Source organism: Shewanella sp. P1-14-1 (assembly GCF_001401775.1).
Classification (GTDB): Bacteria; Pseudomonadota; Gammaproteobacteria; order Enterobacterales; family Shewanellaceae; genus Shewanella; species Shewanella japonica.
Map to the genome: position 1 here is coordinate 25,496 of NZ_LKTL01000018.1, position 16,026 is coordinate 41,521.

At 42.2% G+C, this 16,026-nt stretch carries 15 protein-coding genes; 5 read left to right on the forward strand and 10 right to left on the reverse strand.

Features of this window, described 5'->3' with window-relative positions:
* Positions 1-502: 502 nt before the first annotated feature.
* From leuD to recQ, 5 genes are all read right to left on the reverse strand, one after another.
* Entirely contained in the window at positions 503-1,108 is a 606-nt protein-coding gene (leuD, locus tag AN944_RS13805; protein WP_055025216.1) for a 3-isopropylmalate dehydratase small subunit, read from the reverse strand.
* A 27-nt stretch (positions 1,109-1,135) separates the two neighbouring features.
* Entirely contained in the window at positions 1,136-2,554 is a 1,419-nt protein-coding gene (gene leuC / locus AN944_RS13810; protein ID WP_055025217.1) for a 3-isopropylmalate dehydratase large subunit, read from the reverse strand.
* Positions 2,554-3,648, reverse strand: coding sequence for a 3-isopropylmalate dehydrogenase (gene leuB, locus AN944_RS13815; RefSeq protein ID WP_055025218.1), 1,095 nt, complete (start codon positions 3,646-3,648; stop codon positions 2,554-2,556). Before leuB ends, leuC begins: the two co-directional genes overlap by 1 nt.
* Positions 3,645-5,213, reverse strand: coding sequence for a 2-isopropylmalate synthase (gene leuA / locus AN944_RS13820; RefSeq protein WP_055025219.1), 1,569 nt, complete (start codon positions 5,211-5,213; stop codon positions 3,645-3,647). Before leuA ends, leuB begins: the two co-directional genes overlap by 4 nt.
* A gap of 900 nt (positions 5,214-6,113) precedes the next feature.
* Positions 6,114-7,982 carry a DNA helicase RecQ gene (gene recQ / locus AN944_RS13825; RefSeq protein WP_082420022.1) on the reverse strand — a complete coding sequence of 623 codons (1,869 nt, stop codon included), beginning with the start codon at positions 7,980-7,982 and terminating at the stop codon, positions 6,114-6,116.
* 190 nt (positions 7,983-8,172) lie between these two features.
* Between recQ and AN944_RS13830 the strand changes: the two genes are divergently transcribed.
* The gene (locus AN944_RS13830; RefSeq protein ID WP_055025220.1) at positions 8,173-8,637 is read left to right on the forward strand and encodes a thioesterase family protein; all 465 of its coding nucleotides are present in this window, start codon (positions 8,173-8,175) and stop codon (positions 8,635-8,637) included.
* A gap of 171 nt (positions 8,638-8,808) precedes the next feature.
* Positions 8,809-9,705: an EamA family transporter RarD gene (gene rarD / locus AN944_RS13835; RefSeq protein WP_055025221.1), complete on the forward strand. Its 897-nt coding sequence runs from the start codon at positions 8,809-8,811 to the stop codon at positions 9,703-9,705.
* A gap of 12 nt (positions 9,706-9,717) precedes the next feature.
* Here the strand turns inward: rarD and AN944_RS13840 are convergent, their stop codons facing one another.
* From AN944_RS13840 to radC, 5 genes are all read right to left on the reverse strand, one after another.
* Complete coding sequence (locus AN944_RS13840; RefSeq protein ID WP_055025222.1) at positions 9,718-10,239, reverse strand: PH domain-containing protein; 522 nt, start codon at positions 10,237-10,239, stop codon at positions 9,718-9,720.
* A 190-nt stretch (positions 10,240-10,429) separates the two neighbouring features.
* Positions 10,430-11,755: an amino-acid N-acetyltransferase gene (argA, locus tag AN944_RS13845; protein ID WP_055025223.1), complete on the reverse strand. Its 1,326-nt coding sequence runs from the start codon at positions 11,753-11,755 to the stop codon at positions 10,430-10,432.
* Positions 11,756-12,209: 454 nt separating this feature from the next.
* On the reverse strand, positions 12,210-12,383 hold the full coding sequence (gene rpmG / locus AN944_RS13850; protein ID WP_055025224.1) for a 50S ribosomal protein L33: 174 nt from the start codon (positions 12,381-12,383) through the stop codon (positions 12,210-12,212).
* 6 nt (positions 12,384-12,389) lie between these two features.
* Positions 12,390-12,626 (reverse strand): 50S ribosomal protein L28, encoded by a 237-nt coding sequence (gene rpmB / locus AN944_RS13855; RefSeq protein ID WP_055025225.1) that lies wholly within the window; start codon positions 12,624-12,626, stop codon positions 12,390-12,392.
* Positions 12,627-12,748: 122 nt separating this feature from the next.
* Positions 12,749-13,426, reverse strand: a complete 678-nt coding sequence (gene radC / locus AN944_RS13860; RefSeq protein WP_055025226.1) for a DNA repair protein RadC — start codon at positions 13,424-13,426, stop codon at positions 12,749-12,751.
* A 174-nt stretch (positions 13,427-13,600) separates the two neighbouring features.
* Between radC and coaBC the strand changes: the two genes are divergently transcribed.
* Genes coaBC through slmA form a run of 3 tightly spaced genes read left to right on the forward strand, consistent with a single transcriptional unit; the run spans position 13,601 to position 15,877 of the window.
* Complete coding sequence (gene coaBC / locus AN944_RS13865) at positions 13,601-14,794, forward strand: bifunctional phosphopantothenoylcysteine decarboxylase/phosphopantothenate--cysteine ligase CoaBC (protein WP_055025227.1); 1,194 nt, start codon at positions 13,601-13,603, stop codon at positions 14,792-14,794.
* Positions 14,791-15,249: a dUTP diphosphatase gene (gene dut, locus AN944_RS13870; protein ID WP_055025228.1), complete on the forward strand. Its 459-nt coding sequence runs from the start codon at positions 14,791-14,793 to the stop codon at positions 15,247-15,249. Before coaBC ends, dut begins: the two co-directional genes overlap by 4 nt.
* A gap of 34 nt (positions 15,250-15,283) precedes the next feature.
* Positions 15,284-15,877 carry a nucleoid occlusion factor SlmA gene (gene slmA, locus AN944_RS13875; RefSeq protein WP_055025229.1) on the forward strand — a complete coding sequence of 198 codons (594 nt, stop codon included), beginning with the start codon at positions 15,284-15,286 and terminating at the stop codon, positions 15,875-15,877.
* The last annotated feature ends 149 nt before the right edge of the window (positions 15,878-16,026 follow it).

The window sequence follows — 16,026 nt, forward strand, 5'->3', positions numbered from 1 at the left end:
TTTGAAATCGCGGCAAGTTTACTGATGCAGAATAAATTTACAAGCCAAAGCCTTAAAACAGAGTAAATAACTACAAAACCAGTAACAGAAAACATCTTTAGTGACACAGCTCACAACAAAAACGCCCTCTCAGAGACGTTTTTTAAAAAATACTCGCTAAGAGCCAATAGAAAAATATCAAATAGAATAATAAAAACTTAAATATCAATCAGATAACAAAAATATATTACTGGACGCAAGTGTTCCCAAAAAAGCAGTGAGTTTCACTACCTTTGTGTAAAACAATGAAAGATAAAAAGACAAAACCTTAAAAATCAGACTATTAAGCCAATATAATTTATATCAATCAATAAAAAAGCCCTTACTTATCATAGTAAGGGCTTTAACTAATATAAACTTGGTACAAGTGTAAGCCTAAATGTTAATTTTAAGCCCAATAGCAACAATTTGATTAAACCTGTTTAAAATTACGTCGCTAATCGCAGACATATTGTCATGGCGATTAACGACGCCAAGCAGGTATATTCGCCTCGTAGTCCGTAATTGCCTGTGCATATTCTAAGGTTAAGCCAATTGCATCCAAGCCGTTTAATAGCTTATGTCTCGCTGATTCAGCAATCGAAAAATCGAAAACACTCCCAGTTGGTGAGGTCACCGTTAACGACACTAAATCAACGGTAATATTCGCACCTTCACTGGCCTCAACCTCTGCCATCAATTGATTGACTTGCTCGTGAGTTAACTTAACTGGCAATAAACCATTATTGATCGAGTTGCCATAAAAAATGTCAGCAAAAGTGGGCGCAATGACCACACGCAAACCAAAATCGGCTAACGCCCATGGTGCGTGTTCACGACTAGAACCACAGCCAAAATTTTCTTGAGCTAATAAAATCGACGCACCTTTATAACGAGGTAAATTTAATGAAAAATCTGGATTATCTTGCTCACCCGCTTCATCTAAATAACGCCAATCATGGAATAAATGTACCCCAAAGCCATCCCTTGTCACTTTTGATAAGAATTGCTTAGGAATTATTTGGTCAGTGTCGATATTCGCACTATCAATCGCAACCGCTAGACCAGTATGTTGAGTAAAAGCTTGCATCTGTTTCTCTCTTCTAGTGGTAATGGATTAATAAGGCTTACGAATATCAACAAAATGACCAGCAATAGCTGCTGCAGCTGCCATTGCAGGGCTCACCAAATGTGTTCGACTGCCACGGCCTTGGCGGCCTTCAAAATTACGATTACTGGTCGATGCGCAGCGATCGCCAGCTTCTAATCGATCATCATTCATTGCTAAACACATAGAGCAACCCGGTAAGCGCCACTCAAAACCAGCATCAAGGAAGACTTTATCTAACCCTTCTGCTTCTGCCTGTAATTTAACTTGTCCAGAACCTGGAACCACAATCGCAGTGACGCCATCAGCGACTTTACGGTTTTTAGCATGGTGCGCAGCTGCACGTAAGTCTTCGATACGAGAGTTAGTACACGAACCAATAAAGACTTTATTAATCGGAATATCAACCATTTTGGTACCAGAAGTTAGGCCAATATATTCAAGGGCTTTTTCCATGCTACTACGCACTGTCGCATTTGGCTCGCTCGCTGGATTTGGCACTTCTGCATCAATCGGAACCACTTGACCTGGATTTGTTCCCCAAGTTAATTGTGGTGCAATATCGGCAGCGTCTAAAATCACTTCTGCATCAAAGCTTGCATCTGGATCGGTTTTTAACGCAGTCCAATCCGCAACGGCTTGCTGCCAGTCATCGCCTTTAGGAGAAAACTCACGCCCTTCAAGATAGCCGAATGTGGTTTGATCAGGCGCAACCATGCCTGCTTTAGCGCCCATTTCAATGGCCATGTTACATAATGTCATGCGGCCTTCCATTGATAGCGCTTCGATAGCGTCACCACAGAACTCAACGACATAACCAGTACCGCCATCCATGCCTAAACGACCAATGATGGCTAACACAATATCTTTTGCTGTAATGCCTTCAGCGACATGACCACGTACTTCCACTTTCATGGTTTTCGCTTTCAGCTGACGCATAGTTTGGGTTGCTAACACATGCTCAACTTCTGAGGTACCAATACCAAATGCCAACGCCCCAAATGCCCCATGTGTCGCCGTATGCGAGTCGCCACAAACAATGACAGTGCCAGGTAGTGTAATGCCTAATTCTGGTCCCATTACATGAACAATACCTTGGTTAGGATGGTGAATATCATAAAGCTTAACGCCAAATTCTTTACAGTTTTGCGCTAATGTCTCTACTTGAATACGTGCCATTGGACTCATCGCATCTAAGCTCGCGCTCAATGTTGAGATATTATGATCCATAGTTGCAAAGGTTTTTTCAGGTGCGCGGAGTTTACGCCCTGCGGTTTTTAAACCACTGAAGGCCTGCGGTGATGTCACCTCGTGAACCAAATGGCGATCCACATAGATAATCGGCGCCTCTGCTTCTGGCGATGCCAGTACATGGGCATCCCACACTTTTTCATACAGAGTCTGAGCACCACTTGCTTGAGTTGCCATTACACACCTTCCTTAACAGCATTAGCGATAAAATCGCCCATTTCTGACGTTGTTTTAGCATTTTGGCGTTCATCAGCACTTAATAACTCGCCCGTTAAATAACCTTCAGACAAGGCTTTACTTACCGCACGCTCTATCGCACTCGCGGCTTCTTCAAGCTTTAAACTATGACGCAGCAATAAGGCAGCTGATAAAATTTGTGCCACTGGATTGGCAATACCTTGGCCGGCAATATCTGGTGCACTGCCACCAGCAGGTTCATACATACCAAAACCACTGCTATTTAAACTCGCAGATGACAATAGCCCCATAGAGCCAGTCAACATGGCAATTTCGTCAGAAATAATATCGCCAAATAAGTTTGAACATAACATGACGTCAAATTCATTCGGACGACGTAACAATTGCATTGTCGCGTTATCAATATAGATATGCTCAAGCTCTACATCTGGGAAATCTTTAGCGACACCTTCAACAACTTCTCGCCATAATACTGAACAAGCCAGAACGTTAGCCTTATCGACTGATGTCACTTTTTTACTTCTGCCTTGAGCAGCTTCAAAAGCAATGCGAGCTATGCGCTCAATCTCGCGGCGGCTATAGCGCATCGTATCAAACGCTTCTTCATCAGCGCCTTCACCTTGGCGCCCTTTTGGCTTACCAAAGTAAATACCACCCGTTAACTCACGGACACATAACACATCAAAACCACGTGATGAGATATCACTGCGCAGCGGTGACATATGTTCAAGTCCTGTATGCAACTTGGCAGGACGTAAATTACAGAACAAATCAAAATGACCACGAAGCGGTAACAACGCGCCACGTTCAGGTTGATCATTAGGGGCTAGATGTTCCCATTTAGGGCCACCAACACTACCAAACAATACGGCATCTGCAGCTTCACAACCTTTCAAAGTTGATTCTGGTAACGGGCAACCATGGTTATCAATGGCAATACCACCAACATCGTACTCAGCATATTCAATATTTAGTGCAAATCTGGCTTCAACTTCTTTTAGCACTTTGCGTGCTTCAGCCATTACTTCAGGACCAATACCATCCCCTGCTAATACTGCTACTTGATAACTCATACTCCACCTAACTCCCTATCTTTATGAATCTGTTGTTTAAAATCAGCTACTTTATCTGCACGATAAATTAAGTTCATCACATGAACGAGCGCCTGTGCTGAGGATTCAACAACGTCTGTTGCTAACCCTAGACCATGGAAAGTTTGCTGATTGTATTCTGCGGTAATATCAACTTGGCCTAAGGCATTTTGACCTTCACCTTTCGCACCTAATTTGTAGTTGGTAATATTGATGGTGCGGTCTGTTGCTCTTGCAATGGCATTGTACGCAGCATCAACAGGACCATTACCGGTCGCCGCTTCTGTCATCTCTTTACCATCCACCGTAATACGCACTGTGGCAGTTGCTACGCCTTCTGTAGAATCTGAATGCACCATCAAGTGTTGTAATGCGTAATGATCATCATCTTGAGATTGAGCTTCCATAAACACTAAGGCTTCTAGGTCATAATCAAATACTTGACCTTTCTTATCCGCTAAATTCAAAAATTGCTCGTAAAGGCTATCCATATCGTAATCGGATGCTTGGTAACCCATTTCTTCCATACGGTGCTTAATGACATGGCGGCCTGAGCGTGATGTCATATTTAAATTATTACGATTCAAACCAATGCTTTCTGGCGTCATGATCTCGTAAGTGTTTTTCGCTTTTAACATGCCATCTTGGTGAATGCCTGATGAATGAGAAAACGCATTGGTGCCCACGACAGCTTTGTTCGCTTGAATAGGCATATTACATAGCTGGCTCACCAATGAAGAGGTGCGATGGATCTCTTTTGCATTAATATTGCTTTCAAGCCCTAATAAACCTTTACGCGTCGATAGGATCATGGCGATTTCTTCTAATGAACAATTACCCGCTCGTTCGCCAATACCGTTTACAGTACATTCAATTTGACGAGCACCATGCTCAACAGCAGTAATAGAGTTAGCCACAGACAAACCTAAATCGTCATGACAATGCACTGAGATCACCGCTTGATCGATATTAGGTACACGATTAAATAGCGTTTGAATGATGCCACCGAACTCACTTGGCACGGTATAGCCCACGGTATCAGGAATATTAATGGTGCGAGCACCCGCTTTAATGGCTTGTTCAACCATACGGCATAGGTTATCAATAGGTGTTCGACCCGCATCTTCACACGAAAACTCAACATCATCAGTAAAACGGCGAGCATATTTAACGGCCCCAACAGCCATATCAAGCACGTCATCAAATGAACGTTTTAATTTGCTTTCAACGTGAATAGTCGATGTAGAAATAAAAGTATGAATACGGAACTGTTCAGCAACAGATAACGCTTGAGCTGCTGCATCAATGTCTTTTTCAAGAGCACGAGATAATGCACAAACACGGCTGTTTTTAATTGTTCTAGCAATGGTCTGCACTGATTCAAAATCACCTGGCGATGACACAGGAAACCCCACTTCCATAACATCAACACCCAAGCGCTCAAGCGCCAGAGCAATTTGCAGCTTTTCTTTAACCGTTAAACTTGCTGCTAACGCCTGCTCACCATCTCTCAATGTGGTATCAAATATTATGACTCTATTGGACATCAGTTTTCTCCATCGAACTTTGTTGTTCAGGTAAAAGTTTGTTCGGTTATCTAACAAATAACTGCGACGCCATTAAAAGTGTTTAGCAAGTCATTCGTCTATTTGTTTGTTCTAAAAATCAATTGGGTACAGAAACAAAAAACCCCGCGGCTGTTAGCGCGGGGTTTGTGAATGCAAGTAAACTTATTTAGCAAGTAACACAAAGGACTCCGCGCAAATTTTGCGTAAGAGAAGAAAGAGACCTAGGAGAATGTTACCACTATAAATATTCATTAAAGTTAACTAATTATTCTTAAATTAAAATGTTCTATACTGACTTTTTAACGTGACAAGCCTGCTGTGTCAACCCTATTTTATTCATCTTTTGTTCAATTATCCCTTAAAGCTAAATCAGACTCGACAGTCAATCTTCCCTAAAACAGTGTAGCGATAATGAAAAACCCAACGTAAACCTTGATATACGCTGATTCTAGGATTTATTTTCAAAAATAATTTGCATCAAACAACTAAGTATCATCACCAATAAAAAAGTGCATAAATTTTTTGAAGTGATTAAGCCATTTTTGTTATATCAGCCATGCGAATCAATACGCAGCCAGCAAACATTGAATATGGGACTAGCATAGTAACTGAATGAAATAGATCGTTCGTGATTAAAAACACCTGTTAATCATGTTTGCGCGATAACCTAATCAAAGCGGTTGCACACAAAGGAAGGCCATAACGAGAATGATGAAATCAAGCTAGTGAAATATAAGAGAGCTAAAATTAACGACAAACGAGAATTGAAGAAGTGAAGAACTGAGGAGGTGAAGAACCATCACGCTTTCATTACCTAGCATTAAAACGGCTCGCTAACATCCTTGATGATAACGCAATAAGCCTTGTACCAAAGATTAACTAGCTTTCGATTAAGTATTGGCTAATTTCATCCAAAAAGGCATTACCAAATCGGCTTAACTTACGCTCACCAACACCATTCACCGCTAACATTTCTCCGGCGCTCGTGGGTACCATTGCCGCCATTTCTGCTAATGTTGCGTCATTGAATACTAAATATGGCGGAACGTCATGCTCTTCGGCCAGCTCTCTTCGTAGTAATTTCAGGCGTGCAAAGAGCTTTCTGTCGTATTGCTGCGGCGCACGAGAGGCGCTACTGCGACGTTTAGTGGTCACTAATTGAATACGAGGCTCTGCAAGTTGCAATGTCACCTCGCCTTTTAACACGGCTCTTGCTGATTCGTTGAGCTTAACAGATGAACCACGGGTAATATCTTGTGAAGCCAGTCCAAGGTGAATGAGTTGACGTGTAACCGACAACCAATACTCATGGCTTTGCTCCTTGCCAATTCCCCAAGTGGATAACTTATTATGGCCACGATCCATCACATTGGCCGCTTTTGAGCCACGTAACACGTCAATGACCTGATTCACCCCAAAATGCTGGTTTAGTCTAAAGATACAAGACAAAACTTTTTTAGCATCTTCACTGCCATCATACTTTTTAGGCGGGTCAATACAGACATCGCAGTTACCACAAGGCTTATCAGCACTTTCATCAAAGTAATGCAGTAATACCTGACGGCGGCATGTTTGCGCTTCAGCAAACGCCGCCATGGTATTCATTTTATGGAACTCCACATCTTGTTGCGGACCTGGCTCAGATTGCTCAATTAAATGCTTCACGCGCCCAATATCAGCAGGGTCAAATAACATGTAAGCTTCAGCATCTAAGCCATCTCGTCCTGCTCGGCCTGTTTCTTGGTAGTAAGACTCCACGCTTTTCGGAATATCGTAATGCACTACAAAGCGGACATTGGATTTATTAATCCCCATGCCAAAGGCAACAGTTGCCACTACAATATCGATTTTATCTTTTAAAAATTTATCTTGAATATCAACACGTTCCTCTTGTGTCATACCCGCATGGTACGCAGCAGCGCTGAAGCCCTGCAGCTTGAGGCGATCAGCAACTTCATCAACACGGCGTCGACTACTGCAGTAGATAATGCCATTACTGCCTTTTTGCAGTTGTAAAAACTGCTTTAGCTGGTTAGCAGCATTGAGCTTTTCGACCACAGTGTAACGGATATTAGGTCGGTCAAAGCTAGATAATAAGCAAAATGGCGTGATATGAAGCCGCTGGCAAATACTCTCACGAGTTGCTTGATCAGCTGTAGCTGTTAACGCCATCAGTGGAATGTATGGAAATATCTGTTTTAACTGACCAAGGGCGGCATATTCAGGTCTAAAATCATGGCCCCATTGACTAATGCAATGCGCTTCATCAATGGCAAACAGAGATACCTGTAATTCATGTAAACGCTCAATAAAGTCAGGACGAAGTAAGCGCTCTGGCGATACATATAGCAGCTTAATGTCACCCTGATGCAAACGGCGTAGTATTGCCACCGTTTCTTCACGAGGTAAGGATGAGTTCAAATAAGCTGCCGCAACTCCAGATTGAGTTAAGCTGTCCACTTGATCTTTCATCAAAGAAATCAAAGGTGACACCACTACTGTCAACCCTGGCAGTAATAAAGCTGGCAGCTGATAACACATACTTTTACCGCCACCTGTGGGCATGATAACTAATGTGTCTTGGCCGTTTAACGTTTGCTCAATAATCTCACGCTGACCTTCTCTAAAGTCACGATAGCCAAATATCTGTTGTAAATGGTAGCCGAGTGCGTCCTGCTCCAATGTTGGAGTGGGAACTGAAATCTGCTGCGGCGGTGCTTCTACTGAACCTGAGATATGATTGTCCATCTTTTGAGCTGAAGATAAGAAGCGCCATTTTAAAGCACTGCTGTGCATATGTCTCGAATCAATGCGCAATAGCTGACCTCAACTGCTCAAATATGCACCATTGATTTTATAAAGCTAATTAAGTTAGATTAAATACTCTATCTCATCACGTTCATGTATTTCAGCATGACTTGCTAACTAAAGGCCAACTATGACCACGGACGTTCAACGTAAAGTATTACAACAAGTGGCTGATATTTTTGATAAGCATGTCCCTTTTCATAATCTACTCGGATTAGAAATCAAGCGTTACGATATCGACGGTGTTGAAGTGGTGATTAAAATGAAACCCGAACTCATTGGCAATATTCATCAACACATATTACATGGTGGAGTGACAGCCACACTGCTCGATGTTGTCGGTGGGTTAACCTGTTTTGCAGGCTTAGTTTCAAGCCGAGAAGATTGGACCATTGAAGCGTTAGAACAACGGCTCACTACGCTCGGTACAATTGATATGCGAGTCGATTACCTTCGCCCTGGCCGAGGAGAAATATTTACAGCTACAGGATGTGTGATCCGTTCAGGTAATCGTGTTTCAGTGTGCCGAATGGAGCTGCATAATGAACAAGGTACTCATATCGCATTTGGCACGGGAACTTATATGGTTGGCTGATATGATGGGTTGAGTAGTCGGATGCGAATAATTCAATTGAACATCAATGTCTATTTGGCAACTGTAAAGTTTTTGCATATTCAATATACGTAAAATGATTTCGCGAATTACTTGAGAGATTACCGTAAGCCACCTACAATCGCCTTCTTTATCGCTTCATACTGGATTCCCATGCAAGATTTTGAACATCGTAAAGGCATAGCCCTTGCCATTTGTGCCTACTGTCTATGGGGAATTGCACCGCTTTATTTCAAGTTACTGAGTGACGTTTCTGCGCTGGAAACTTTAGCTCACCGTGTCGTGTGGTCATTTATTTTTATTATCATTTTAATGCAGTTTTTGGGCGGTTTCTCTCGCTTAACGACCTTGCTGAAAAAGCCCAAACAGTTACTGGTGTTAGCACTCACCTCGGTGCTCATTGCTGCTAATTGGTTGATATTTATTTGGGCCATTAATAACGATCAAATGCTTGATGCCAGCTTAGGCTACTTCATTAATCCATTATTTAATGTGCTATTGGGAATGGTCTTTTTATCTGAGCGATTACGCAAATTGCAGTGGGCTGCAGTGGCGCTAGCCAGTATTGGCGTTTTGATTCAGCTCATTTCATTCGGCTCAATACCTTTAGTATCTCTGGCATTAGCAGCTTCTTTTGGCTTTTATGGTTTACTGCGTAAAAAGGTCAATATCGACGCTAAAACAGGCTTATTAGTTGAAACCGCTATTTTGCTCCCTATCGCACTCGGCTATTTAGCGCTCACATTAGACACAGCCAGCGCGAATATGCTGACTAATGATATGACAATGAACCTCACACTGATTGCAGCAGGTATTGTCACTACAGTGCCATTATTGTGCTTTGCTGGTGCAGCCATGCGCATTCCACTATCGATGCTGGGATTCTTTCAGTATATCGGTCCCAGTATCATGTTTATTTTGGCAATATTTTTATACAAGGAACCATTCGATATTGAAAAGGGCATCACCTTTGGGTTTATTTGGAGTGCTTTAGTGGTCTTTACTACCGATATGGCACTACAACGACGCCGTCGTTTAAAGCAAAGCTAACAGCCAATTGACTTAATCCTGCCAAGCAGTCATTTTTGTCATTGCTGCTTGCGGGTTTTCTAACGATAACAACAACGAATACCCCTTTTCAGTGGGTAACAACAAGACATTCTCGTTTGTAGTCACTGATACTAACGCCTTATCGCCGTTTTGCAGCGTAAACCATCCTAATGAGTAACCTGACAAGCCAAGACCATTCGTTCGTCTTGTAGGCATATATTGCGGCGCCTCAATAAGATTAATCACTCTGGCTTGCTGCCAAACTAATTCATCTTGCTGAAATACTTGTCCGTAGAGTGGAATAGTCAGTGTCACCTGAAGATTTTCCTCGGCCGATAACTCCGCGTGTTGCGTTTGATACAAGGTAATAGAAAACAAACCAAACACCGCAATAATTATCCCTAAGCTTGCGTAAACGGCCATGCTTGGCATCTTTTTCAGTTTTAAAAGTAACGTGAGCAGCAATAAGCCCATCATAACGCCGATGAAATTAGCTAAACCATTCGCTGTTAGCCCTGCCAGTTCTATATTCATTGATTTTCTATACCTAAAATTCGCTTTTATTAAGCGCCCGACTTAATAGAGCATGTGATTGGAATAATGCAATATTTTGCGAGCATAACAAAAATGCCACCCCATGGCTTAACATGTTGTGGCATTTCAGTAAGTATCAAACAATCACGTATTCAACATTAATGTTCAAATCTAGTGTTATAAATAAACCTTATAAATCTAGGGCCAATATTTTTGATTTACGTTGAAAATTATATAGCTGCTTTTTGACATTCGGCAGCGCATCAACCTCAACAATATTAAAGCCATGCTCTAAAAACCAATGAATACTGCGAGTCGTTAAGGCAAATAGCCGTGAATAACCTCTGACTCTGGCTTGACCAATAATGTTATTCAATAGCACGCTACCTCTGTCGGCATCACGGTAATCGGGATGCACGACTAAACAAGCAAACTCACCGGCATTATCTTCTTCAAATGGATACAGTGCTGCACAACCAATCACCAAACTGTCACGCTCAATCAGCATAAACTGTTCGATTTCCATTTCCAGTTGCTCACGAGAGCGTCTAACTAGTATCCCTTGCTCTTCTAGTGGTCTAATTAAATCTAAGATACCACCGATATCGCCAATGTTTGCCCGACGTAATCGTTCGGCACTTTCGGTCACAATCTGGGTACCAATACCTTCACGAGAGAATAACTCTTGCAACAAGGTGCCATCTTCAAGGTAACTCACTAAATGACAACGTGGCACGCCATTACGACACGCATCAATACTGGCTTTTAAGAAGGCCATAGTACCAACACAGGCTTCGCCAGCTTGATTCATGTCATCCCAAATAGCTTGTGCGCCATTAGGCATTAACTCGGCAATCACCTCGCCTGAGTCATCTAAAATGCCGTGAGTATTACTAAAGCCAATGATCTTATCTGCCTTTAACTTTATCGCCACTTGGGTGGCAACCTCTTCAGCCGTTAAATTAAAACACTCACCAGTCACTGAGACCGCCATAGGACCCATTAACACAATACAGTTATTATTTAATTGACGCTCTAACCCTTGGGTATCTATACGGCGCACTTTGCCAGTCAGGCAAAAATCGACGCCATCATCAATACCTAATGGCTGTGCAATAACAAAATTGCCGCTCACTAAGTTGATTTGCGCATTTTGCATCGGTGTATTACCCAAGCTCATCGATAAGCGAGCGGTAATATCAAATTGCACAGCACCGGCAACTTGCTTAATGACTTTAAGCGAGTCTTCGTCGGTTATACGCACACCATTGTGATACGTAGGCTCGATGTTCGCATCATGTAATGCCGCGTCAATTTGAGGGCGGGCACCATAAACTAGCACGACTTTAATCCCTAAAGAGTGCAACAAGGCGACATCATTGAGAATGCCTCTAAATTGATTATGTAATAGTGCTTCGCCACCAAGCATCACAACGAAGGTTTTGCCGCGATGCACATTGACATATGGCGCTGAGTGACGGAATCCATCAACAAGTTCTGTGGTTCTTAAAGGCACATTAACCCCTAACAAATAAACTTAACGGTATTCAGTGTCTATTCTAAATACGACACCAATATAATTAATCAATATTATTGCATTTAAATTCACTTTGAAAGACTTTTATTGGGATATTTAGCGCTTTTTAGTATTTAACTATTCAAAAAAGTCTCAAAAGCGGTGTCACGTTAGTATTCGATAAAATATCAGCTAGCCAATCACTTAATTAAAGCGACCCTTTTGCCATGGTTTGTAAAATAGTTGGCCAATATACAGGTAAGCACTCACTCATACGCAGCCTAATCAGCCAAGATGACAAGTTTAATACTCACACTAAATAATCAGCACAAAGCACTGTAAAGATATATTGCTACTTAAAAATGGATAAGACAGTTGGTATGACATAGGTGGGGCTGAAAAAAGGCCAAAAAAAAGCCCCTAAAAAGGGGCTTTTAAAAGGAGGAAAAATCAATTACTTGATTTTAGCTTCTTTGTAGATAACGTGCTGACGAATAACTGGATCAAATTTTTTGATTTCCATTTTTTCAGGCATGTTACGCTTATTTTTTTCAGTAGTGTAGAAGTGACCAGTTTTAGCACTAGATACTAATTTGATCTTCTCACGATTACCTTTAGATTTAGCCATTTTCTATTATACCTTCTCGCCGCGGGCACGAAGTTCTTTAACTACAACTTCAATACCTTTTTTATCGATGATACGGATACCTTTAGTAGATACACGTAGTTGCACGAAGCGTTTTTCTTCTTCTAACCAAAAACGGTGGTTTTGTAGGTTAGGTAAAAAACGACGACGAGTCGAATTTTTAGCGTGCGAACGGTTGTTACCAACCATCGGCTTCTTGCCAGTTACTTGGCATACTCTTGACATGTCAATCTTCTCCAAAAACAATTTTAAAACGCTCGAGCATTTATGTGCCTCGTGTGGCCGTCGCCCGAGGCACAAAGAGGGCGCATTTTATACACGATAACAAAACTAAGATCAAGTGTTGTTTAAAATATCCACCCACGTTCAGCAAAGGATATTATCTGCTGATCACCTACAACCATATGATCTAATAGAGAAACATCGATAGTAGAGAGGGCTTTTTTTAATCTGTCAGTAATTTGCCGATCTGCCTGACTTGGCTCTGCAATGCCAGACGGGTGATTATGACACACTATGACTGCCGCAGCCTTTTTCTCCAGCACCAACGCCACCACTTCACGTGGATATACTGATGCCGAATTAATCGTTCCGCGGAATAATTCTACAAACTGAATCACTCTATGTTGGCTATCCAACAATAATAATGCGAACACTTCATAGGATCGGTCTGCTAATTGTCTCATTAAATAGTCCCGAGTTAAATCAGGATTTATTAAAATTTGTCCTCGATGCATATTTTCTTGAAAAATTCGCTTCGAAATCTCCGATGCAGCCTGCATTTGAGCAAATTTTACCGGCCCAACACCCGCTAATTGACACACTTGAGACTGTGATGCTGAAAATAAAGCCCGTAATCCGCCAAATTCTGTGATCATTCCTCGAGCCAAATCCACCGCATTATGGCCTGCTAACCCATTTCGCAATAATACAGCCAATAATTCTGCATCTGATAAGTGCCCAGCCCCATGATGAAGTAACTTATCTCGTGGACCTTCTCCTTCTGGCCAATCTTTTATTGCCATAAACACTCCCTTGTTTATTGCTTAAATCAAATTCAGTCAATATTCCTGTTAGCTAACGCATCACTGCCAACATAACCATAGAGTATGGACGAAAATTTTAATTTCGGATCGTCACCATTTAGGTTGATTGTGATATTGTAGCGCCAATGAACTGGATAGCAGGATTGAGTAAACATGCTGACAAATAAAAAAGTCCTTTTGGGTATCGGTGGTGGCATAGCCGCGTATAAAAGTGCTGACTTAATTCGTCGCCTCAAAGAACGTGGCGCAGATGTTCGTGTGGTCATGAGCCAAAGCGCCATGGAATTTATCACCCCGTTAACCATTCAAGCTTTATCAGGTCACCCTGTTGCTTCTGACTTACTGGATCCCGCAGCTGAAGCTGCAATGGGGCACATTGAATTAGCTCGTTGGGCTGATGTAGTCATCGTAGCGCCAGCAACAGCAAACCTTATTGCCCGCATTAATGCTGGCATGGCAGATGAATTGCTAACTACCACTTGTTTAGCCACAGAAGCGCCAGTGATAGTGTGTCCAGCCATGAACCAGCAAATGTATCGTAATCAAGCCACTCAAGAAAACCTTGCCAATATTGCTCGCAAAGGCATCACAGTTTGGGGGCCAGCGAGTGGCGACCAAGCCTGTGGCGAAGTGGGTCCCGGTCGGATGATGGAGCCGTTAGCCATTGCTGAGCAGCTCATCAATTTCTTTGGCCCTAAACCATTAGCCGGAGTCAAACTACTCCTCACAGCAGGCCCAACTCGAGAAGCGATTGACCCAGTGCGTTATATTTCTAACCATAGTTCAGGCAAAATGGGCTTCGCATTGGCCACAGCAGCGACACAAATGGGCGCTGAAGTCACCTTAGTATCAGGGCCAGTCAATTTAGCGACCCCAAGTCATGTCAACCGTATTGATGTTGAATCAGCCCAAAACATGCTTGATGCTGTTATGGAGCATGTTGATGGTCAGGATATCTTTATAGGCTGTGCTGCTGTCGCAGATTACCGCATTGCTGAAGTAGCAGAATCAAAAATCAAAAAATCAGCTGAGAATATGCAGCTTGAGATGATCCGTAATCCAGACATTCTTGCCAATGTAGCCGCATTAAAAAATCGTCCTTTCACTGTAGGTTTTGCTGCTGAGACCGATAACGTAGAAGAATACGCCCGTGGCAAGCTTGAGCGAAAAAAGTTGGACTTAATTGCCGCAAACGACGTATCAATCGCTGGGCTTGGTTTTAATGCTGACGCCAATGCATTACATGTTTTTTGGCAGGACGGTAGTCAACAGCTGCCAGCAACCGATAAACTGACCCTAGCAAAACAATTACTTACTTTAATAGCAACAAAAATAAAAACATCATGAAGACACCTGTAGAATTAAAGTTACTCGACTCCCGCATAGGCAGCGAGTTTCCACTACCAAACTATGCCACACCAGGCAGTGCTGGTATGGACTTGCGCGCCATGATCGATACCACCATGGTCATTGAGCCAGGTAAAACAGTGTTAATCCCCACAGGGATTGCAGTACACGTTGCCGATCCAAGTCTTGCGGCAGTGATTTTGCCTCGCTCAGGTTTGGGGCATAAACACGGCATTGTGTTAGGTAACTTAGTCGGCTTAATTGACTCTGATTACCAAGGACCATTAATGGTGTCTTGCTGGAATCGTAGCGATGAGCCTTTTACATTAGAAATAGGTGATCGTTTAGCGCAACTGGTGTTTGTTCCTGTTGTTCAAGCACAATTTACCTTAGTCGATGAGTTTGATACCTCAGATCGTGGTGAAGGCGGATTTGGTCACTCAGGTACCAAATAACCTTTACAAGTAGTCACAAGCCTAGGAATAACAAATGGCGGCTAGCCCAAAAATAAATCGTCGTGAGCACATTTTACAGTGTCTCGCGCACATGCTGGAAACCAGCCCTGGCCAACGTATTACCACTGCTAAATTGGCAGCTGAAGTTGGTGTTTCTGAAGCGGCGCTTTATCGCCACTTCCCAAGTAAAGCAAGAATGTTTGAAGGCTTAATTGAGTTTATTGAAGACGCGATTTTGTCTCGTTTAAACCTGATTATGGATGAAGAGAAAGACACCATGAAACGCTGTGAATTAGTCTTACAGCTATTACTGGTCTTCTCTGAGCGTAACCCAGGTATTTCACGGGTACTCAATGGCGACGCACTACTGGGCGAGAACGAGCGTCTACGCAGCCGCATCAGTGGTTTATTTGCCAAAATTGAAACCCAAATTAAGCAAATACTGCGTGAAAAAACCTTACGTGAAGGCCATGGTTTTAATTTAGATGAAGCCATTTTAGCTAACTTATTATTAGCTATCGCCGAAGGCAGAATCGCCCAATTTGTTCGTAGTGAATTTAAACAAAAACCTACCGAGCACTTTGACGAGCAATGGCAATTTGTTCAGCAGCAGTTGTTACGCAGCTAAATCAGCCTTCAAAGTACAATAATGTAAACGCACTTCGGTGCGTTTTTTTATGTAAACAATTGTATTAATGACTTAAAAGTCGTACTTTAAGATGACAAAAATAGAATTAATCGATAGAAGTCGATAGGTTTTTCCGATAAAAATACAAG

Coding starts and splice junctions, on each gene's coding strand:
- AN944_RS13830 (WP_055025220.1), top strand. CDS start 8,173: ATGACCACGGACGTTCAACGTAAAGTATTACAACAAGTGGCTGATATT.
- coaBC (WP_055025227.1), top strand. CDS start 13,601: ATGCTGACAAATAAAAAAGTCCTTTTGGGTATCGGTGGTGGCATAGCC.
- rpmG (WP_055025224.1), bottom strand. CDS start 12,383: ATGGCTAAATCTAAAGGTAATCGTGAGAAGATCAAATTAGTATCTAGT.
- leuD (WP_055025216.1), bottom strand. CDS start 1,108: ATGCAAGCTTTTACTCAACATACTGGTCTAGCGGTTGCGATTGATAGT.
- AN944_RS13840 (WP_055025222.1), bottom strand. CDS start 10,239: ATGAATATAGAACTGGCAGGGCTAACAGCGAATGGTTTAGCTAATTTC.
- radC (WP_055025226.1), bottom strand. CDS start 13,426: ATGGCAATAAAAGATTGGCCAGAAGGAGAAGGTCCACGAGATAAGTTA.
- recQ (WP_082420022.1), bottom strand. CDS start 7,982: ATGGACAATCATATCTCAGGTTCAGTAGAAGCACCGCCGCAGCAGATT.
- leuA (WP_055025219.1), bottom strand. CDS start 5,213: ATGTCCAATAGAGTCATAATATTTGATACCACATTGAGAGATGGTGAG.
- leuB (WP_055025218.1), bottom strand. CDS start 3,648: ATGAGTTATCAAGTAGCAGTATTAGCAGGGGATGGTATTGGTCCTGAA.
- slmA (WP_055025229.1), top strand. CDS start 15,284: ATGGCGGCTAGCCCAAAAATAAATCGTCGTGAGCACATTTTACAGTGT.
- dut (WP_055025228.1), top strand. CDS start 14,791: ATGAAGACACCTGTAGAATTAAAGTTACTCGACTCCCGCATAGGCAGC.
- leuC (WP_055025217.1), bottom strand. CDS start 2,554: ATGGCAACTCAAGCAAGTGGTGCTCAGACTCTGTATGAAAAAGTGTGG.
- rarD (WP_055025221.1), top strand. CDS start 8,809: ATGCAAGATTTTGAACATCGTAAAGGCATAGCCCTTGCCATTTGTGCC.
- rpmB (WP_055025225.1), bottom strand. CDS start 12,626: ATGTCAAGAGTATGCCAAGTAACTGGCAAGAAGCCGATGGTTGGTAAC.